Source organism: uncultured Comamonas sp., assembly GCF_964277875.1.
Taxonomy (GTDB): domain Bacteria; phylum Pseudomonadota; class Gammaproteobacteria; order Burkholderiales; family Burkholderiaceae_C; genus Comamonas; species Comamonas sediminis.
Map to the genome: position 1 here is coordinate 1 of NZ_CAXYJV010000021.1, position 19,288 is coordinate 19,288.

At 62.1% G+C, this 19,288-nt stretch carries 20 protein-coding genes and 2 tRNA genes; 10 read left to right on the top strand and 12 right to left on the bottom strand.

Translation table 11 applies throughout. The features are described from left to right. Nucleotides 1–143: 143 nt before the first annotated feature. The 8 genes from hemP to ACHWUQ_RS08355 all read right to left on the bottom strand — a co-directional run bounded on the left by hemP (nt 144) and on the right by ACHWUQ_RS08355 (nt 6,063). Nucleotides 144–344 (bottom strand): hemin uptake protein HemP, encoded by a 201-nt coding sequence (hemP, locus tag ACHWUQ_RS08320; protein ID WP_239811665.1) that lies wholly within the window; start codon nt 342–344, stop codon nt 144–146. Between the two features lie 167 nt (nt 345–511). After that, on the bottom strand, nt 512–1,552 hold the full coding sequence (locus ACHWUQ_RS08325) for a tripartite tricarboxylate transporter substrate binding protein (RefSeq protein WP_239811666.1): 1,041 nt from the start codon (nt 1,550–1,552) through the stop codon (nt 512–514). 244 nt (nt 1,553–1,796) lie between these two features. After that, nucleotides 1,797–2,210 (bottom strand): biopolymer transporter ExbD, encoded by a 414-nt coding sequence (locus ACHWUQ_RS08330; protein ID WP_239811667.1) that lies wholly within the window; start codon nt 2,208–2,210, stop codon nt 1,797–1,799. Nucleotides 2,211–2,212: 2 nt separating this feature from the next. Continuing rightward, a complete protein-coding gene (locus ACHWUQ_RS08335) occupies nt 2,213–2,938 on the bottom strand; it encodes a MotA/TolQ/ExbB proton channel family protein (RefSeq protein ID WP_239811668.1) in 726 nt (241 codons plus the stop codon). Between the two features lie 23 nt (nt 2,939–2,961). Further along, complete coding sequence (locus ACHWUQ_RS08340) at nt 2,962–3,690, bottom strand: energy transducer TonB (RefSeq protein WP_394680864.1); 729 nt, start codon at nt 3,688–3,690, stop codon at nt 2,962–2,964. Between the two features lie 102 nt (nt 3,691–3,792). Continuing rightward, a complete protein-coding gene (locus tag ACHWUQ_RS08345; RefSeq protein ID WP_239811670.1) occupies nt 3,793–4,065 on the bottom strand; it encodes a bacterioferritin-associated ferredoxin in 273 nt (90 codons plus the stop codon). A gap of 504 nt (nt 4,066–4,569) precedes the next feature. Continuing rightward, nucleotides 4,570–4,857: an SWIB/MDM2 domain-containing protein gene (locus ACHWUQ_RS08350; protein WP_133855525.1), complete on the bottom strand. Its 288-nt coding sequence runs from the start codon at nt 4,855–4,857 to the stop codon at nt 4,570–4,572. A gap of 249 nt (nt 4,858–5,106) precedes the next feature. After that, nucleotides 5,107–6,063: a DMT family transporter gene (locus ACHWUQ_RS08355; protein WP_394680865.1), complete on the bottom strand. Its 957-nt coding sequence runs from the start codon at nt 6,061–6,063 to the stop codon at nt 5,107–5,109. Nucleotides 6,064–6,468: 405 nt separating this feature from the next. On the opposite strand from ACHWUQ_RS08355, the gene aceA reads away from it, so the two are divergent. Next, the gene (aceA, locus tag ACHWUQ_RS08360) at nt 6,469–7,800 is read left to right on the top strand and encodes an isocitrate lyase (protein WP_116924135.1); all 1,332 of its coding nucleotides are present in this window, start codon (nt 6,469–6,471) and stop codon (nt 7,798–7,800) included. 158 nt (nt 7,801–7,958) lie between these two features. Beyond that, nucleotides 7,959–8,336 (top strand): cupin domain-containing protein, encoded by a 378-nt coding sequence (locus ACHWUQ_RS08365; RefSeq protein ID WP_394680866.1) that lies wholly within the window; start codon nt 7,959–7,961, stop codon nt 8,334–8,336. Between the two features lie 100 nt (nt 8,337–8,436). Here the strand turns inward: ACHWUQ_RS08365 and argG are convergent, their stop codons facing one another. The 4 genes from argG to ACHWUQ_RS08385 all read right to left on the bottom strand — a co-directional run bounded on the left by argG (nt 8,437) and on the right by ACHWUQ_RS08385 (nt 11,758). Further along, the gene (argG, locus tag ACHWUQ_RS08370; protein WP_239811673.1) at nt 8,437–9,774 is read right to left on the bottom strand and encodes an argininosuccinate synthase; all 1,338 of its coding nucleotides are present in this window, start codon (nt 9,772–9,774) and stop codon (nt 8,437–8,439) included. A gap of 130 nt (nt 9,775–9,904) precedes the next feature. After that, nucleotides 9,905–10,222, bottom strand: coding sequence for a pyrimidine/purine nucleoside phosphorylase (locus tag ACHWUQ_RS08375; protein ID WP_230776163.1), 318 nt, complete (start codon nt 10,220–10,222; stop codon nt 9,905–9,907). A 176-nt stretch (nt 10,223–10,398) separates the two neighbouring features. After that, the gene (locus ACHWUQ_RS08380; RefSeq protein ID WP_394680867.1) at nt 10,399–11,187 is read right to left on the bottom strand and encodes a glycine zipper 2TM domain-containing protein; all 789 of its coding nucleotides are present in this window, start codon (nt 11,185–11,187) and stop codon (nt 10,399–10,401) included. Between the two features lie 208 nt (nt 11,188–11,395). Further along, complete coding sequence (locus ACHWUQ_RS08385) at nt 11,396–11,758, bottom strand: ArsC family reductase (protein ID WP_312462683.1); 363 nt, start codon at nt 11,756–11,758, stop codon at nt 11,396–11,398. Between the two features lie 46 nt (nt 11,759–11,804). On the opposite strand from ACHWUQ_RS08385, the gene folC reads away from it, so the two are divergent. From folC to ACHWUQ_RS08425, 8 genes are all read left to right on the top strand, one after another. Next, complete coding sequence (gene folC, locus ACHWUQ_RS08390) at nt 11,805–13,124, top strand: bifunctional tetrahydrofolate synthase/dihydrofolate synthase (RefSeq protein ID WP_312524803.1); 1,320 nt, start codon at nt 11,805–11,807, stop codon at nt 13,122–13,124. Between the two features lie 60 nt (nt 13,125–13,184). Next, nucleotides 13,185–14,165: an SPOR domain-containing protein gene (locus ACHWUQ_RS08395; RefSeq protein WP_312524801.1), complete on the top strand. Its 981-nt coding sequence runs from the start codon at nt 13,185–13,187 to the stop codon at nt 14,163–14,165. A 127-nt stretch (nt 14,166–14,292) separates the two neighbouring features. After that, nucleotides 14,293–14,832 carry a CvpA family protein gene (locus ACHWUQ_RS08400; RefSeq protein WP_239811679.1) on the top strand — a complete coding sequence of 180 codons (540 nt, stop codon included), beginning with the start codon at nt 14,293–14,295 and terminating at the stop codon, nt 14,830–14,832. Nucleotides 14,833–14,851: 19 nt separating this feature from the next. Further along, entirely contained in the window at nt 14,852–16,363 is a 1,512-nt protein-coding gene (purF, locus tag ACHWUQ_RS08405; RefSeq protein ID WP_394680868.1) for an amidophosphoribosyltransferase, read from the top strand. Between the two features lie 30 nt (nt 16,364–16,393). After that, nucleotides 16,394–17,608, top strand: a complete 1,215-nt coding sequence (locus ACHWUQ_RS08410) for an O-succinylhomoserine sulfhydrylase (protein WP_394680869.1) — start codon at nt 16,394–16,396, stop codon at nt 17,606–17,608. Further along, nucleotides 17,605–19,005 carry a glutamate--tRNA ligase gene (gltX, locus tag ACHWUQ_RS08415; RefSeq protein ID WP_312524796.1) on the top strand — a complete coding sequence of 467 codons (1,401 nt, stop codon included), beginning with the start codon at nt 17,605–17,607 and terminating at the stop codon, nt 19,003–19,005. The genes ACHWUQ_RS08410 and gltX overlap by 4 nt, the downstream gene beginning before the upstream one ends. Nucleotides 19,006–19,070: 65 nt before the next feature. Next, nucleotides 19,071–19,146, top strand: a tRNA-Ala gene (locus tag ACHWUQ_RS08420). A gap of 37 nt (nt 19,147–19,183) precedes the next feature. Beyond that, nucleotides 19,184–19,259, top strand: a tRNA-Glu gene (locus ACHWUQ_RS08425). Nucleotides 19,260–19,288: the final 29 nt, after the last annotated feature.

The window sequence follows — 19,288 nt, forward strand, 5'->3', positions numbered from 1 at the left end:
TAAGTCCAAGGTGTCAACGCTAATACGGACGGGTCACAGGCATTAAAAAAGCCAACTTCAAGAAGTTGGCTTTTTGCCGGGCGCAGAGCCTTGCGCTGGCGCGCAAGCGGGCAGCGCGGCAAGCGGCTGCCAGAGCCTGGGGCTTATTTCGTCAGGATCAGCTTGCCGAGCTTGGTGGTCTGCAGACGGTAGATGGCGCCGTTGTGAACGATGGACACCGCTTTGGCGCCTTGCAGCAGCGTACTGCTTTCCAGCGCGGCCGATGGCGTGGCATGGCCTTGGGACGCACTGGCACTCTTGCTGGCGGCGGCGAGCGGGGTGGCGGGTCGGGCGATGGTTTGCATGGCGGTGCTCACAGGGATAAAACTGAAGCAAATGATAACGATTCGTATTCGTGAAGTCCAGTGTTAATTTGAAATTTGCCGTGGTAAAAGGCAAAAAACCACGGCACAGAAGCACTGTGCCGTGGTTGCGCGCCCTGGTGTGTGCGGAGCCGGAGCCGCAGCGGAGCTCAGGTGGGCTGTACGCCGGCATCGGCGAGCAGCTTTTTCCAGATCGGCAGCTCCCGCTTCCAATCGGCCTGAAAGCGTGCGGGACTGTCGTCGGTGAAGGGCACAAAGCCCGCCACCAACACCCGGGCATTCACCTCGCGGGTCAGCAGCGCCTTGCGTACCTCGGCACCCAGCTGCTCGACGACAGCGGCAGGGGTGCCACCCGTGGCCGCTATGCCGAGCCAGCCAGAGATCGTGAATGCATCTTCCCGGTGGCCCTGCTCGGCGAAGGTGGGCACGTCGGGCAGCGCGGGCACGCGGTTGGGCCCGGTAAAGCTGATCGCGCGCAGCTTGCCGCTGTCGATATGCTGCTTGAGTGAGAGGATGCTGCCAATACCCATCATCAACTGGCCACCGACGAGGTCCTGCACCATCGGCGCCTCGCCCTTGTAGGCGATGTGGCTCATGTCGGCCTGGGTCAGGTTGCTCAGACTGGCCAGCACCAGATGGCCCTGCGAGCCAATGCCATAACTGCCATACGAGAGCTTGCCTTTGTTGGCGCTGATATAGGCCATCAGCTCCTGCAGATTGCGCACCGGAATCTGGGCATTGGTCACCAGCACAATGGGTGCCCAGCAGATGCGCATGACGGGCACCAGGTCCTTTTGCGGATCATAGGAGAGCTTTTTGAACATGAACTGATTCGACAGCATGGTGCTGGTCGTGCCCAGTGTGAGCGTATGGCCATCAGCCGCTGCCTTGGCGACCGCATCGCAGGCGAGCAAACCCGCCGCGCCTGGGCGGTTGTCCACGATGGCCGGCTGTCCCAGCTGCTGGCCGAGCCGGTCGCTGACGCTGCGCGCCAGCACATCGGTGGCACCCCCCGGCGCAAAGGGAACGACCACGCGCAGGGCCTTGGTCGGGAAGGCCGCCTTGTCGCTGGCCGCATGGGCGACGGAGGCCAGCGGCAGTCCGCTGGCAGCGGCGCTGGCGACGGCCAGGCGCAGCATGTGGCGCCGGCGCAAAGAGGCGGGAAATGTCGGGTTGCGGGACGTCTGCATCAATCGGTGTCTCCTCACTATGGATAGTTGGGGGAGGCGCTGGTGATGGTCGGTTTGCCCGCCGCTGCTTCGGCCAGTACAGGTCGCCACGGCGCTTGTCCTGCGGTCCAGTTTAGGCAGGGCCGGCAGCGTTGTCGCGTCGCTGAGGCGTCACTGCGGGTAAACCGGGAGCGGCGCCGGGCCGGCGTTCGGGCAGCAAAAAGGGCTCCTGCCGGAGCCCTTGGGGGGAGAGGAAGGGCGCAGTCTATTCGCCCACCTGGTCGGTGATGAAACCGATCTTCTTGAGGTTGCTGCGCTGGGCTGCAGCCATGGCCTGGGCCACCTTCTCGTACTTCACATCGCGCGCGCCGCGGATGTGCAGTTCAGGCTGGGGCTCCTTGCTGGCCTCGGTCTGCATGTTGGCTTCCAGCTCGGCGTCGGTCACGGCCTTGCCATTCCAGTTGTAGCTGCCGTCGGGCAGGATGGCCAGCTGGATGGTGTCCGGCTTGGCATCTTCGGGCGTGTTGACGGCGCGCGGCAGGTCGATGTTGACCGAGTGCTTCATCACCGGCACGGTGATGATGAAGATGATGAGCAGCACCAGCATGACGTCGACCAGCGGCGTCATGTTGATCTCATTCATGACCTCATCGGCATCGTCTTGCGTTCCAAAAGCCATGATCAGGCACCTTTCTTCAGCGGCGTGACGACGGCACCGGGCTTGCTGGCATCGACGTTCAGGCGCGTGCCGGTGACGAAGAAGGCATGCAGGTCGTGGGCGAAGCTGTTGAGGCGGTTGAGCACCGACTTGTTGCCACGCACCAGCGCGTTGTAACCCAGCACGGCGGGAATCGCAACGGCCAGGCCCAGTGCGGTCATGATCAGTGCCTCGCCGATGGGGCCGGCGACCTTGTCGATCGAAGACTGGCCCGACATGCCGATGGCGACCAGTGCATGGTATATGCCCCAGACGGTGCCGAACAGACCGATGAAGGGAGCGGTGGAGCCCACCGATGCGAGCACGGCCAGACCCGACTGGGCGCGGGCCGTGAACTCATCGATGCCATTGCGCAGGCAGCGTGTGATCCAGTCGCTGACATCCAGCGAGTCATGCAGGTGCTCGGCAGTTTTGCGGTGGTGGGCGGTGGCTTCGCGGCCTTCGATGGCCAGCTGGCGGAACGGGTTGTCACCTTGCTCGCCGAGCTTGCTCAGGCCGGCGGCGAAGTCCGCGCTGTGCCAGAAATCCTGGGCATTGCGGGCGTACTTCTTGAAACGCATGATATCGAGCGCCTTGATGACGATCACGATCCAGGAGGCGAGAGACATGGCCACCAGAATGACTGCGACCGTCTTGGTCACGAAATCTCCCTGAGCCCAGACGTGGGCGATGCCGAATTGCGAGTCCATAACTGATCCTATTTCCGTACGATTTAATTGAGTTCCCACTTGATGGGCACGTTGACCCACATGGGCCGGGGAGTTCCGTTGGAGGTGCCTGCCTTGAAGCGCCATTTGCGCACCGTATCGAGCGCGGCCTGGTCAAGGCGGTCATACCCGCTGGACTGCTTGAGCTGCAGCTCCTGGGGCTTGCCTTCTTCATCAATGTAGGCGCGAACGATCGTGGTCCCTGTCTCGCCCATGCGGCGGCTGATGGCCGGGTACTGCGGGGCGGGATTGTTCAGGTAGGCGGCGTTGCTCGACGGCAGCTGTATCACCGGTGGAGGTGGGGGCGCTGGCGGTGCGGGCGGAGCTGGGGGAGGCGAGGGCGGAGCGGGCGGCGGCGCCTCGATGGGCGGTGCCGGTGGCTGGGCCTCCGTCGTGCCGGTCACTGCATTGGGCGCAGGCGTCGGATCCTTGATCGCCTGTGGCTTGGGTGCAGGTTTGGGCACGGGCTTGGGCTTGGGTTTTGGCGGTGGTGCCGGCGCCGGGGGCGGCGGCTTGGGTGTCGGAGGAGGCGGCGGCGCAACCACGGGCATGGGCTCGGGCGCAATCAGCTGCACCATGACCGGCTCGGGCTTGGGCATCTCGATGGCCGCACTCTTGAGCAGGCCCGCCTGCAAGGCCCAAAGACCTGCGACGTGCGCTGCCAGCACCGAACCCGTAACCACGATATTGCGCCCCAGTTTGTTGGCGGGGCTGTAAGGGTCTGGTGAAAGCATAAGGGCAATAAAAAATGCTGCAGCCTCAAGCCGCAGCACGGCATATCAATGCGTTGGTGGCTTATTTCCGAAAGACCCACCAGAGAGAGGCGGCAACCAGAATCAGGCTACCGAAGACAGCGGCGAAGAGTTCCATGCTTTGCTTTCCAGGATGGGGGTGGCAAGCTGGACCGGGTGCACTGCAGCTTCATTGCGCAGAGCTGCAACCGGACGCGACGCGCTGCACTGTTCGACCACATCGCGGGCACAACCTTCGCAGCAGCCGCATTGCAGTCCAACACCCAGTTCGAACTGGATCTCATCGAAAGACATCCCCGCATGCGCGTGGCGAGCGATCTCTTTGTCCGAGACTCTGCGGCATACACAAACGATCATGGTCAGATGAACAGCGTGGTGGCTGGCTAGTGAATAATTGAAGGGAATTATAAATAAGAATTTGTCGCATTCGCAATAATCTCCTGACCGCAATAGGGGTGCTGTGTGCGGCAGCCCGCTGATAGCCTATGGTTTTTTGCTCCATTGAACGAATTTATTGTTATAGATCAATGTTCTGAGGGCCGGGTGAAAACTGTTCAGTCAGAAAGGTCTGGTGACAAATCGGCAGCAGCGCCGTTCTTTAACCTGGGTCTTGGGGCATGGCGCCGCCAGATGGTGAGCTCCAGACGCGTGACGGAGCCGTGAATGCGATGGGCGGGGGCGGTGTTTGCCGCGCCGTGGTCTGCGCTGGCGGGCCAGTGCCGCTGGGGCCGATACCTGAACGCCAGGGACGCTGCGATGGACTCCTGTGCGATGCCTGCGGACAGACGTAAAAAAACCAGCATGGGAGATGCTGGTTCTTCGTGCGGCGCCAAGAGCGGCGCTGCAAAATACCGGGCTGGCTTACTTGACGTGCTTGCCGATCAGACCCGCCATCTCGAACATCGACACCTGGGGCTTGCCGAACACTTTCTTGAGCTTGTCATCGGCGTTGATCATGCGCTTGTTGGCAGCGTCTTGCAGGTTGTGGGCCTTGATGTAGACCCACAGCTTGCTGATGATCTCGGTGCGTGGCAGCGGAGCGGTGCCCACCACAGCGCCCAGTTCGGCGCTAGGGGTCAGAGGCTTCATGAAAGCTGCGTTCGGGGTGCGCTTCTTTGCAGGCGCTGCGGTCTTGGATGCGGTTGCCATGTTTTGGTTTCCTTGTGTCAATATCTCTATGCCAGCCAGAGCTGTGCTCCGCTGGTTACAGCCATGCTAACGGCAAAAAATCGGCTTTCCAAGGGAGAGGCGCATTTTTTTGCCTCGAAATGTTGCTTGTTTTAGCTTTGCTAACCTTTGTTGATGGATCAAAGCTATCAGCAAGCAGCGTAGCGCGTTGATTCTTGTCAGTTTGGAGCTTGCGCCCCTCGACGCATGGTACTGGCTCGCGGGGCGGTGTCAATCCGGGTCGCGTTGCAAAACTGTCTGCCCTCTGCCACGCTGGGGCAGGGGCAAGGTCGCCAGGGCCAGACTGGAGACGGCAATCGCAAAGGCCAGCATCTGCAGGCCGTTGAGGGTCTCGCCGAGGAAGACCACCCCCACCAGCGCAGTGGACAGCGGCAGCATCACGGTGAACACGGCGCTTTGCGACGCGGGGACCACCTGAAGGCCCGTCATCCACAACCAGACGGTGACCATGCAGGCCGCCAGCGCGTAGCCCACCAGCAGCAGCCAGGTGGCCACCGGTACCTGCGCAAAGTCGAAATGCCAGGCCAGGTACAGCCCGAAAGGCAGGGTGAGCACAAAGCCCCACAGGTTGATCAGTGCCGCAATCCGCTTGGGACTCAGGCTGCTGGTCAGTTTTTTACCGATGACGGCATAGACCGCTTCGCACAGCACCGCGCCCACGAGCAGCAACTGGCCCAGCCCATGCCTGACGGGATCTGCCGATGCCGCCGCGCCGGGGGGCGCGCTGGCCTCCGGTTTGGCAAAAGCCAGCAGCACAATGCCCAGCACCGCCAGGCTGATCGCGATCATCACCCGCAGGCTGATGCGCTCCTTGAGCACCAGCCAGCTCAGCAGCGCAATGGCTGCGGGGATCGTGGCCATCGTCACGCTGGCGGTGACGGCGCTGGTCAACGACACCCCCGTGATCATGCACAGCGTGAAGAGAAAGTTGCCAAAAAAGGACTCCAGAAACAGCAGGCCCTTGGCTCGCGCGGGCAACGGCGGCTCTGCCGCTGGCCGCCTGATCCACCCGAGCATCGCCACCCCGCCGATGCCAAAACGCAGCCAGGCCAGCAGCAAGACAGGAAAGGTGGCTGCCAGGGGTTTGGACAACGCCACATAGGCACCCACCAGCGACATGCTGAGTGCCAGATAGAAAAAAGCGAGGGGTTTGCTATGGATGCGCATGGGAGCAAGGCGATGAAACGGTGAGCCGGTCACTCGGCCCCCTGCGCAAGAAAGCTGTCACATCCGCTTTGCACAATGGGCCTGCTGCATCATGCCGCAATTGGCCCCTGGTTGGCGAAGAGCGGGCCGACGCGGTGGCCATGCTCTCTGTGAAAATGAATTCTCATATTGTGAAATAAGAAATTATTGCAGTGCATCAATATTTCTCAATATGAGAAATGTCTTTTCTTAATGCGGAATACATAGTTAAGATTGTTGATTTTTAATAATAAAAATTTAGTCTTATATAAGACATAAGACAAAAAATTCGCTGGCACGGGCGTACAGTTAAAGCCATGGACAGACGGTATCTGTCCACCGGTTTTCGATCCGTTAGTTCATCCAACTTGACCACAGGAGCTTCCCATGTCCCAGAAACTGAACCAGCAACTCAGCCGCGAACAGCAAATTGCCGCCCTTGAACTGGATTGGGCGCAAAACCCCCGCTGGAAGGGCGTCAAGCGCGGTTACTCGGCCGCCGATGTGGTGCGTCTGCGTGGCAGCGTGCAGCCGGAGTACACCCTGGCACAGCGCGGTGCCCAGGTGCTGTGGGACAAGATCAATGGGGGAGCCAAGAAGGGCTATGTGAATGCCTTCGGCGCGATCACCGCCGGCCAGGCCATGCAGCAGGCCAAGGCGGGTCTGGAAGCGGTCTACCTGTCGGGCTGGCAGGTGGCTGCCGACGGCAACACGTCCGAGACCATGTATCCCGACCAATCGCTCTACGCCTACGACTCGGTGCCGACCATGGTGCGCCGCATCAACAACACCTTCAAGCGCGCTGACGAAATCCAGTGGGCCAAGGGTGTGAATCCCGGCGACAAGGAATTCATCGACTACTTCCTGCCGATCGTGGCCGATGCAGAAGCGGGCTTTGGCGGCGTGCTCAATGCCTTCGAGCTGATGAAGAACATGATTGCCTCGGGCGCCGCCGGCGTGCACTTCGAGGACCAGCTGGCAGCCGTCAAGAAGTGCGGACACATGGGCGGCAAGGTGCTGGTGCCTACGCATGAAGCCTGCGAGAAGCTGATTGCCGCGCGTTTTGCAGCTGACGTAATGGGCGTGCCCACGATCGTGCTGGCCCGCACCGACGCCGAAGCGGCCAACCTGATCACCAGCGACCACGATGCCAATGACAAGCCCTTCCTGGTGGGCGAGCGCACGCAGGAAGGCTTCTACCGCGTCAAGAACGGTCTGGAGCAGGCGATCAGCCGAGGCGTGGCCTATGCCCCCTATGCCGATCTGGTGTGGTGCGAGACCGGCACGCCGGACCTGGGCTTTGCCCGTGAGTTTGCCCAGGCGGTGCATGCCGCCAGCCCCGGCAAGCTGCTGAGCTACAACTGCTCGCCGTCCTTCAACTGGAAGAAGAACCTTGACGATGCCACGATTGCCAAGTTCCAGGACGAGCTGGCTGCGCTGGGCTACAAGTACCAGTTCATCACCTTGGCTGGTATCCACAGCAACTGGTACAACACCTTCAAGTTCGCCCACGCCTATGCCCGTGGCGAAGGCATGAAGCACTATGTGGAAATGATCCAGGAGCCCGAATTCGCTGCCCGTGAGCAAGGCTACACCTTTGTGTCGCACCAGCAGGAAGTGGGCGCAGGCTACTTCGACGATGTGACCACGGTGATCCAGGGCGGCTCGTCCAGCGTCAAGGCGCTGACCGGCTCGACCGAAGAAGAGCAGTTCCACTGATCTTTCATCTAAAGCGCCTGCAGGCGTGCCAGATACAAGCAGGCGGCTCCATCGGAGCCGCCTTTTCTTGGGCTTTTCACAAAGGGGCAAGGCGCCGCGCAGCAGCGCTGCCAGATAATGCCTGCTTGCGCATTTGCACAAGCTCCTTGATCCCCGCCATGTCCCATCCCCGCTCCGCCGACTCCAAGATCTCCATCATCCATTGGCCTGCCAAGACCCTGGTCAATCCCGTCATCGGCAAGCCCAGCCGCCCGATCAGCGGCAACACCGAATACCAGACGATGAACGTATTTGAGGGTCTGGGCGGCAAGGTGAGCTCGGGCACCTGGCAGTCCAGCGCCGGCCATTTCAGCTCCAATGTGCAGGGCTACATCGAGTTTTGCTTCATTGTCGAAGGCGACTGCCGCCTGGTCGACCCTGATGGCACCGTGCACCGCTTTGGCGTGGGCGACCATTTCATCATGCCCGAGGGCTGGACCGGCCACTGGGAGGTGGACAGCTTTGTGAAGAAGGTCTACCTGGTGGCCGAGGCCTGAACGCCGTTCTTCCCTCGCGCATTCAGACGATAAAAAACCGCTGTGGCCTTGGCAGGCACACAGCGGTTTTTGCTGAGTAGGAAGGATTCCGCTGGCGGAATTACTTTTTGTCGTTGCCCAACTGGGGCAGCGCGTGGCTGCCGCTGGCGGTCAGCAGGCCGGTCTGGGTGTAGATGGCCAGCTTGTCGCGGGTGTCCATCAGGTCCAGATTGCGCATGGTCAGCTGGCCAATGCGGTCGGCAGGGCTGAATGGCGCGTCCTCGACCTTTTCCATCGACAGGCGCTCGGGCTTGTAGGTCAGGTTGGCAGATTCGGTGTTCAGCAGCGAGTAGTCATTGCCACGGCGCAGCTCCAGGGTCACCGTGCCGGTGATGGCGCGGGCTACCCAGCGCTGGGCGGTTTCGCGCAGCATGATGGCCTGTGGATCGAACCAGCGGCCCTGGTACAGCAGACGGCCCAGGCGCAGACCGTTGATGCGGTACTGCTCGATGGTGTCTTCGTTGTGGATGCCGGTGACCAGGCGCTCATAGGCGATGTGCAGCAGTGCCATGCCGGGGGCTTCGTAGATGCCGCGGCTCTTGGCTTCGATGATGCGGTTCTCGATCTGGTCGCTCATGCCCAGGCCGTGGCGGCCGCCGATGCGGTTGGCTTCCAGGAAGAAAGCCACAGGGTCTTCGATGCGCTGGCCGTTCAGGGCCACAGGGCGGCCTTCTTCGAAGGTGACGGAGACTTCCTCGGCCTTGACTTCGACTTCGGGCTTCCAGAACGCCACGCCCATGATGGGGTTGACGATGCGGATACCGCTGTTCAAGAACTCCAGGTCCTTGGCTTCATGGGTGGCGCCCAGCATGTTGGAGTCGGTCGAGTAGGCCTTCTCCGCGCTCATCTTGTAGCCAAAACCTTCCTTGGTCATGAAGGCCGACATCTCGGCGCGACCGCCCAGCTCGTCGATGAAGGTCTGGTCCAGCCAGGGCTTGTAGATCTTCAGCGCGGGGTTGGTAAGCAGGCCGTAGCGGTAGAAACGCTCGATGTCGTTGCCCTTGAAGGTCGAGCCATCGCCCCAGATGTTGACGTCGTCTTCCTTCATCGCGGCCACCAGCATGGTGCCGGTCACGGCACGGCCCAGCGGCGTAGTATTGAAGTAGGTGATGCCACCGGTGGAGATGTGGAAGGCGCCGGCCTGGATGGCGGCGATACCTTCGTTGGCCAGCTGACTGCGGCAGTCGATCAGGCGGGCCTTCTCGGCACCGTATTCCATGGCCTTGCGCGGGATTTCGTCGTAATCGGACTCATCGGGCTGGCCCAGGTTGGCCGTGTAGGCATAGGGCAGGGCGCCCTTATTCTTCATCCAGCGCAGCGCTGCGCTGGTGTCGAGGCCGCCGGAGAAGGCGATGCCGACCTTCTGGCCGACGGGAACATGTTGCAGGATGGTTTCCATGGTGTGGCTTTTCTCTAAAAACAGGCGCTGCTGCGGTGCTGTCCGGGTATGGGCTGGTTCAGCGGTCAGCCCGGCCAGCGCTGTGCAGTGGGAGGCATGCGCTCGGTAGCACGGCGCCGGCCCCCAAAAATCAGGCGTAGTGGCAGATGTAGTGGTAGGCCTCGGCCACGCGGATGTCGAACTTGCTGTTGGCCGGAACGCTGAACTTCTCGCCAGGGCCGGACTTTTGCCATGCGTCGCTGCCGTCGAGCTTGTACTCGCAGGCGCCGGCCACACACTCCATGATCTCGGCGGCGGCCGTGCCAAAGGTCAAGGTGGCTGCAAGCACCACACCGACCGATTGCTTGGTGCCATCGGCCAGCTGGTAGCTGTGGCTGACGCACTTGCCATCAAAATAAACATTGGCCTTGGTGGTGAGGCGTACGCCGTCAATGCTCTCAGTGATCATGGAGGACAACAGGTAAAAGGAGGAAAACCGCCATTGTAGGCGAGGCCTTTGCCCGTCTCTGGAACATGGTGGGGCAGTTGAGCGGCATGGCAGGCATAAAAAAGCAGCAGTGCGTCTGCGCTGCTGCTGGTTGTCATGCCAGGATGCGTGGCATGGGGAGGCGCTGGCGCTCCGATTTAACGCCAGTGGCCGCGATGGCCGCCCCAGTAGCCGCCCACGCCAATCTGCACCGAGGGCTGCAGCAGGACGGGGGGTGGCGCGTAGTAGACAGGCGCCGGTGCCACATAGACAGGAGGCGGCGCCGCATACACCGGCTGCCGGTAGACCGGCTGGCTGCTGACGACAACGCCGGGCTCGGGCACCGTGTTGGCATAGTCCTGGGGCGGTGGGTTGTCGTAGGCTGCAGAGGCAGGCTGCACGCTCAGCGGCAGCCATTCGCCGGGGGCCGTGGCCGTGCGCGTGCTGTAGCGGCGGCCTGCGTATTCATACTCCACGTTGTAGCCATCGGGCTGGTTTTGCGTGGTGTACTGGTTGGCACATTGCCGTACCGTTTGGTAGCTGGGGGTGCCGCCTTCGAGCTGGTTGCCAATCGCCGAGCCGGCGATCACGCCCGCGCCGGTGGCCGCAGCCCGGCCAAAACCATGGCCAATGCCATTGCCCAGCAAACCACCAACGACGGCGCCGGTGAGGGCGCCCACGCCGGAGGTGCGCTGGCCGGTATAGATCTGCTGGTCATTGCAGACGGTTTGTGGGGTGTTGACCTGGCGGTAGGCTGGCGTGACCGACAGCACGCGGCCATAAGGCTGCTCGCCCGCAGGCAGCGGTGGCTGTGCGCCAGGCGCTTGCTGGGGCAAGAAGGGATCAGGCGAAGGCGCGTAATTTTGGGCCCAGACCGAGGGGCTGGCTGCCGCCATGGTGGACATGGCAGCCAGCACAAGCAGGCGGGCCGAGAGCAGATGTGGCATGAATGCCTCCAAAAAAGCAATAAGTAGCTGGGTGCTCAACGCGCGAGTGCCAGGACTCGGCGACACGCTTTACACCACATGCACAAATATCTAAGACTGCGCCGCAGGCATTTAGTTCAGCATGCGCAGATGCTGCCCCTGCCGTGTATCTGCGCCATGTCGCAGCGTAAAGCGCCTGTCAACGCGGCAAAGTCCCCATCTGCATCCGCTACGCGATCTTGCTGCTCCAGACCGCCTCATCAAAGCCCACGGTGACGGAGCCATCACCCCATTCCACCACGGGGCGCTTGATGACGCTGGGATTGGCAATCATCAGCGCACTGGCGCTTTCGGCATCCGCCACGGTCTGCTGCACCGCGGGGTCCAGCTTGCGCCAGGTGGTGCCTTGGCGGTTGACCAATTTTTCCCAGCTGGCCTTCGCGATCCAGTCGGGCAAATGGCTGGCCGGTACGCCGGCTTTCTTGAAATCGTGGAACTGGTACGCAACGCCGTGCGCATCGAGCCAGGTGCGGGCTTTTTTGACGGTGCTGCAGTTGGGGATGCCGTAGACGGCGATGGTGTGGTTACTCATGGGCAACAATGATGACACAGCCGCAATTACGCGACAATCTGGTCCCATGCAAACCCGTTTCGATACCTTGGACCAGTGGCTGAGCCACTGCGAGCAGATTCATCCCAAAACCATTGACATGGGGCTGACCCGCGTCAAGGCCGTGGCCGAGCGCTTGGCGCTGCGCTTTGCCTGCCCGGTGATCACGGTGGCGGGCACCAATGGCAAGGGCTCGACCTGCGCCATGCTGGAAGCGGTGGCGCTGGAAGCCGGCTACCGCCCTGGTGTGTTCACGTCGCCCCACCTGGTGCATTTCGAAGAGCGCTGCCGTGTGCATGGCGAGATTGTCTCCGCGGCCGATCTGCTGCCGCATTTCGAGGCGGTCGAAGCGGCCCGCCTGCAGGCGCCCGAGATCTCGCTGAGCTATTTCGAGTTCACCACCCTGGCGATTCTGCGCCTGCTGAGCCAGGCCAAGCTGGATGTGGCGATTCTGGAGGTCGGCCTGGGCGGCCGGCTCGACGCCACCAATATGATCGACACGGACTGCGCGATCATCACCAGCATCGATCTGGACCATATGGACCTGCTGGGCCCTGACCGCGAATCGATTGGCCGCGAAAAAGCCGGCATCATGCGCCCGGGCAAACCGGCCATCGTCAGCGACCCGGTGCCGCCGCAAAGCGTGATCGACTATGCGCAAAGCATTGGCGCAGACCTGTGGCGCTTTGGCCGCGATTTCAACTATGAAGGCGACAAGCAGCAGTGGAGCTGGGCAGGGCGGGGCCGCCGCTATGCTGGCATGGCCTACCCGGCGCTGCGCGGGGCCAACCAACTGGTCAATGCCTCCGGCGTGTTGGCCGCCTATGAGGCACTGCGCCAGGTGCTGCCGGTCACCGCCCAGGCCGTGCGCAATGGCCTGGCGATGGTCGAGCTGCCAGGCCGCTTCCAGATCGTGCCCGGCCAGCCGGCCCTGGTGCTGGATGTGGCGCACAATCCGCATGCGATTGCGGCCTTGACCGCCAACCTCGATGCGATGGGCTACTTCCCCACCACCCATGCCGTCTTTGGCGCCATGCATGACAAGGACCTGACGCCGATGCTGCGCAAGGTAGGCCCTCTGGTGGACCGCTGGTATTTCTGCGATCTGCCCACCGACCGCGCCGAGAAGGCGGTGGATCTGCAGTCCAAATGGAATGCGGTGCACCTGCTGTCGGACCAGCGCCGCGAAGTGGCTACAGCTTGTTACCCTGACCCGATGGCCGCATTCCAGGCGGCTGTCGAAGCGGCGGGGCCCGCTGATAGAATCGTCGTTTTCGGCTCGTTCTACACGGTAGGCGGGGTGTTGAAGGATGGGGTGCCACGGCTCGATGCCAAGCACCTGAACTGATGGCGGCCCCAGGCGGGGCGCTCCGCAGCCGCATTTTTCAAGCTCGACCTCCAATCGTCCATGGCAATTTTCAATCTTCGATGGCCCGGTAAAAAGCAACAGGAAGCGGAGAGCCCGCGCGTCATTCGTGCGCCGCGCAGCAATCCTGCCGAAAGCGTGGAGGCCATGCGGCGCCGCGCGCGCCATCGCCTGATCGGTGCCACGGTGCTGGTGCTGGCGGCCATCATCGGTTTTCCGATGCTGTTTGACACGCAGCCACGCCCTGTGCCGGTCAATGCCTCGATTGAGATTCCGGACCGCGAGCGTGTCGCTGCGCTGGCTGTGCCGCCTGCGTCGAACGCTGCAGCGCCGCATGGCAGCCATTCGGGCAATGACAATGGCCTGGATGCGGGCGAGGAAATCGTTGGTGCGAGAAGCAATGCGGCCAGCCAGGCCGCCACGGCTCCGGCAGCAGCGGGCGCTACTGCCGCTGCGGCAGCAGCAGCTGCCACCGCTGCTGCCAGCAAGCCCGCCGACAAACCCGCTGACAAGCCGGCGGCGGCTGCCAAACCCGAGCCTGCAGCCAAGCCAGAGCCTGCAGCCAAACCAGAACCCAAGCCAGAGCCCAAGCCGGCTCCCAAACCCGAACCCAAGCCTGAGCCCAAACCTGAGGCCAAGCCCAAGGAAGAGCCCAAGCCCAAGCCGGCAGAACCCGCCAAGCCCAAGCGCGATGATGAGGCCGACCGGGTGCGTGCGATGATGGAGGGCCGAACCGCCAGCGCGCCTGCAGCAGCACCAGCGGCTGCGCCCGCAGCCAAGCCGGCAGCAGCCACCAGCCGCTATGCGATCCAGGTAGGCGCGTTTGCCGAAGAGAGCAAGGCCGCCGAGGTGCGTGCCAAGCTGCAGATGGCCGGCGTGCCCGCGTTTACCCAGTCGGTGAAGACGGCATCGGGCACCCGCATCCGTGTGCGCGTGGGTCCTTTCAACAGCAAGGAAGAGGCCGACAGTGCCGCAGCCAAGGTGCGTGCCCAGGGCCTGCCAGCTGCGCTGCTGCCGCTGTAAGGCTGGCGCTGCTGGCCTCTGCGTTCCGTTGTGACACTTTTCTACCGCGCCTGGCCATCGCCTAGCACCCTTTGCCGGGTGCCGGCCTTGGCCGCCGCGCCCGGGTCCTTGTGGACGGAGCATTGACATGTCGGCACTGGACTGGGTGTTTGTCTTGATTCTGGTGGGATCGGTGCTGATCGGCGCCTTGCGCGGTCTGGTGTTCGAGGTGCTGTCGCTGATCAGCTGGGTGCTGGCGTTTTTTGCCGCACGGCTGTGGGGCGCACAGGTCGGCATGTGGTTGCCGATGCAGGAGATGGACGAGGGCGTGCGCATAGCCGCAGGTCTTGTGATCGTCTTTGTTGCCGCCATCTTCAGCTTGGGTCTGGTGATCCGCATCATCGGCAAGCTGGTTCAGATAGTGGGTTTGCGGCCCTTTGACCGCACGCTGGGCGCGCTTTTTGGTGCCTTGCGTGGGGTGTTACTACTTGTGTTGATCGCTCTGGTTTTCATGCTGACATCGATGCGGGAATCGCAAATCTGGAACACTTCAGTCTTCGCACCGCATCTGGTGTCGGCAGTGTCAGTGTTGCGGCCATGGATGCCGCAGGAAATGGGAAGACATTGGTCTTCACTGGTGGACCAGCTCACCGAGGCTGGTGCACGCATCGCGGCTGAGCCGCGTTAACGTTTTTGGAACGCTCAATATGTGTGGAATCGTCGGAGTCGTCAGTAGCACGCCGGTCAATCAATTGATCTATGACGCGCTGTTGCTGCTGCAACACCGTGGACAGGATGCAGCAGGCATTGCAACCCAGCAGGGGCGCAAGTTCTTCATGCACAAGGCCAAAGGCATGGTCAAGGATGTGTTCCGTACCCGCAATATGCGGGCATTGCCGGGCAATGTCGGCCTGGGCCAGGTGCGCTACCCCACCGCAGGCAATGCCTACAGCGAAGAGGAAGCCCAGCCTTTCTACGTCAATGCACCGTTTGGCATCGTGCTGGTGCACAACGGCAATCTGACCAATGCCGTGCAGCTGCGCAAGGAGCTGTTCTCCACCGACCACCGCCACACCAATACCGAGAGCGATTCGGAAGTGTTGCTCAACGTGTTCGCCCATGAGCTCGAGCGCGCCACCCATGGCATCCCGCTGCAAAAGCAGGATGTGTTCAACGCCATCCGTGCGGTGCACAAGCGTGTACAGGGCTCCTACGCCGTGATCGCACTGATTGCCGGTCACGGCGTGGTGGCTTTCCGCGATCCGAATGGCATCCGCCCGCTGTGCATTGGCCGTGGCGCCGATGGCACGGTCATGGTGGCCAGCGAATCGGTGGCGCTGGAAGGCACGATGCAGCAACTGGATCGTGATATTGCGCCTGGCGAAGCCGTGTTCATCGGCGACGATGGCTCGCTGACTTTTGAGCAGTGCGCCGAAAACCCCAGCCTGCACCCCTGCATCTTCGAGTTTGTCTACCTGGCCCGCCCGGATTCGGTGCTCGATGGCATGTCGGTCTACCAGGCACGTCTGAACCTGGGTGAGACGCTGGCCAAGCGCGTGATCTCGATGGTGCCGCCCAACGAGATCGATGCGGTGATCCCGATCCCTGAATCGAGCCGCCCCAGCGCCATGCAGCTGGCCCAGCTGCTGGGCAAGCCCTACCGCGAAGGCTTCGTCAAGAACCGCTATGTGGGCCGTACCTTCATCATGCCGGGCCAGGGTGCGCGCAAGAAATCGGTGCGCCAGAAGCTCAATGCCATCGGCAGCGAGTTCCAGGGCCGCAATGTGCTGCTGGTCGATGACTCCATCGTGCGTGGTACGACCTCCAAGGAAATCGTGCAGATGGCGCGCGACGCTGGTGCCAACAAGGTCTATCTGGCCAGCGCTGCGCCACCGGTGCGCTTCCCGAACGTCTACGGCATCGACATGCCTACCGCCAAGGAGCTGGTGGCCCATGACCGCAGCCTCGAAGAGATCCGCCAGTACATCGGCTGCGATGCGCTGATCTACCAGGACGTCGATGGCATGAAGAACGCCGTGGGCAAGCTCAATACCGGCGTGCATGGCTTCGAGGCTTCGTGTTTCGATGGCATCTATGTGACCGGCATCACGCCTGAAGGCATCTCGCAGGTCAATGAAGGCCGTGTCACCACCGAAGAGGACGATCTCGATACCTCGCGTCTGTCGCTGCGCAATGCCGATGTGACCGATGCGACTTGATGGCGGTCTGCGCACTGCTAGGGAAGAAGAATGACTGAAAAGAAATTGCCGCCAGGCCTGCACCCTGATACCTTGGCGGTCCGTGAGGCGATCGAGCGCAGCCAGTGGGGCGAACACAGTGAAGCCCTGTACCTGGCCAGCAGCTTTGTGCAACCCAATGCCGAGACGGCCGCGCGCCGCTTTGCCGCGCTCGAAGAAGGCTACACCTACACCCGCACCGGCAACCCGACGGTGACCAGCTTTGAGCGCCGCCTGGCGGCGATGGAAGGTACCGAGTGTGCGATCGCCACCTCGACCGGCATGTCCGCCATCTTGCTGGTGGCCCTGACCGTGCTGAAGACGGGCGACCATGTGATCTGCTCGCAGTCCATGTTCGGATCGACGATCAAGCTGCTGGGTACCGAGATGGCCCGCTTTGGCGTGGAGACCAGCTTTGTGCCGCAAACCGATGTGCAGGCCTGGAAGGCGGCGATCCGGCCCAATACGCGCATGCTGTTTGCCGAGACGCCGACCAATCCGCTGACCGACCTGTGCGACATCGCCGCGCTGGCTGAGATCGCCCATGCGCATGGCGCATTGCTGGCGGTGGACAACAGCTTTGCCACGCCCGTGCTGCAGCAACCGGCCAAGCTCGGCGCTGATCTGGTGGTGCATTCGGGCACCAAGTTCCTCGATGGCCAGGGCCGCGTGATGGCAGGCGCCGTCTGCGGCACAGTCGCGCTGGTCGACAAGGTCATGGGCACCTTCCTGCGCAGCGGTGGACTGAACCTTTCTCCGTTCAACGCCTGGGTGGTGATGAAGGGGCTGGAGACCCTGGCCCTGCGGGTGAGGGCGGAAAGCGCCGCAGCGCTGGAGCTGGCACGCTGGCTGGAGTCGCATCCCAAGGTCGCCCGGGTGTACTACCCTGGCTTGGAAGGCCACCCGCAGCATGCGCTGGCGATGCGCCAGCAAAACGGCATGGGCGGGGCGGTACTGGCCTTTGACGTGGTGGGTGAGGGTGCGGAGCAGCTGCGCGCCCAAGCCTTCCACGTGATCGACAGCACCTTGCTGTGCTCGATCACGGCCAACCTGGGTGATGTGAAGACCACGATCACCCATCCGGCCAGCACCTCGCATGGCCGCCTGACCGAAGAGCAGCGCCAGTCCGCAGGCGTGGGCCAGGGCCTGATCCGCATTTCCGTTGGCCTGGAACACCTGGATGATTTGAAAGCCGACCTGTTGCGCGGCCTGGATACCCTGACATGAGCACCAAAGTACGTACCCGTTTTGCCCCATCGCCGACCGGCTTTATCCATCTGGGCAACATCCGCTCGGCCCTCTACCCCTGGGCCTTCGCACGCGCCAACCAGGGTGATTTCATCCTGCGCATCGAAGACACCGACCTGGAGCGTTCCAACCAGGCCTCCGTCGATGTGATTCTGGAAGGCATGGCCTGGCTGCAGCTGGACCCCAACGAGGGCCCGTTCTACCAGATGCAGCGCATGGACCGCTACAAGGAAGTGCTGGCCACCCTGCAAGAGAAGGGTGCCGTCTACCCTTGTTACATGAGCATGGAAGAGCTGGACGCGCTGCGTGAAAAGCAGATGGCCAACAAGGAAAAGCCCCGCTATGACGGCACCTGGCGCCCCGAAGAGGGCAAGGTGCTGCCGCCGGTACCCGAAGGCGTCAAGCCCGTGCTGCGCTTCAAGACCCCGCTGACTGGCGTGGTCGCCTGGGAAGACAAGTGCAAGGGCCGCATCGAGTTCCAGAACTCGGAGCTGGATGACCTGGTGATCGCCCGTCCCGATGGCACGCCGACCTATAACTTCTGCGTCTGCGTCGATGACATGGACATGGCCATCACCCACGTGATCCGGGGTGACGACCATGTCAACAATACGCCCCGCCAGATCCACATCTTCGAAGCGCTGGGCGCCGATGTGCCGGTGTTTGCCCACCTGCCTACCGTGCTCAATGAGCAGGGCGAGAAGATGAGCAAGCGCAATGGCGCCAAGGCGGTGACCCAGTACCGCGACGAAGGCTACCTGGCCGATGCCATGGTGAACTACCTGGCGCGCCTGGGCTGGAGCCACGGCGATGACGAAATCTTCTCGCGCCAGCAGTTCCTGGAATGGTTCAACCTGGACCACCTGGGCCGCAGCGCCGGCCAGTTCGACGAGGCCAAGCTGCGCTGGGTCAATGCCCAGCACATGAAGCTGACGCCCGATGACGAACTGGCAGCCATGCTGACCCCGTTCCTGAAGAACCTGGGCCTGGACAGCATCACCGTCGGTGATGGCCGCCTGCCACGCATCTGTGCATTGTTCAAAGACCGCTGCGACACCCTGGTAGACCTGGCGCAATGGGCCCAAGTGTTCTACAAGGACGTGCAGCCCAGTGCGGAAGACCTGGCTGCCCATGTAACGCCCGAGATCATTCCGGTGATCGACGAGCTGCTGCAGGTGCTGCAAGCAGGTGATTGGAGCAAGGAAGCGATCAGCGCCGGCTTCAAGCAAGTGCTCAAGACACACGGCATGAAGATGCCCCAACTGGCGATGCCGGTGCGTGTTTTGGCGGTGGGTACCGCCCATACGCCGTCGGTGGACGCAGTGCTTGCATTACTCGGTCGTGAAAAAATTATCGAAAGACTGCAAAAGCGCTGAAATACGCCCTATAATTCGAGTCTTCGGTGAGCAGCAACAAGTAATTGTAAAACTTGCCGATACGGGGGGGTATAGCTCAGCTGGGAGAGCGCTTGCATGGCATGCAAGAGGTCATCGGTTCGATCCCGTTTACCTCCACCAAAGATTATCGGAAACGAGAAATCGGTTCTTAGGTTTTGACCCTATCGTCTAGAGGCCTAGGACATCACCCTTTCACGGTGAGTACCGGGGTTCGAATCCCCGTAGGGTCGCCAAGTTTGAAGCGCTTGATGCTATATAATAG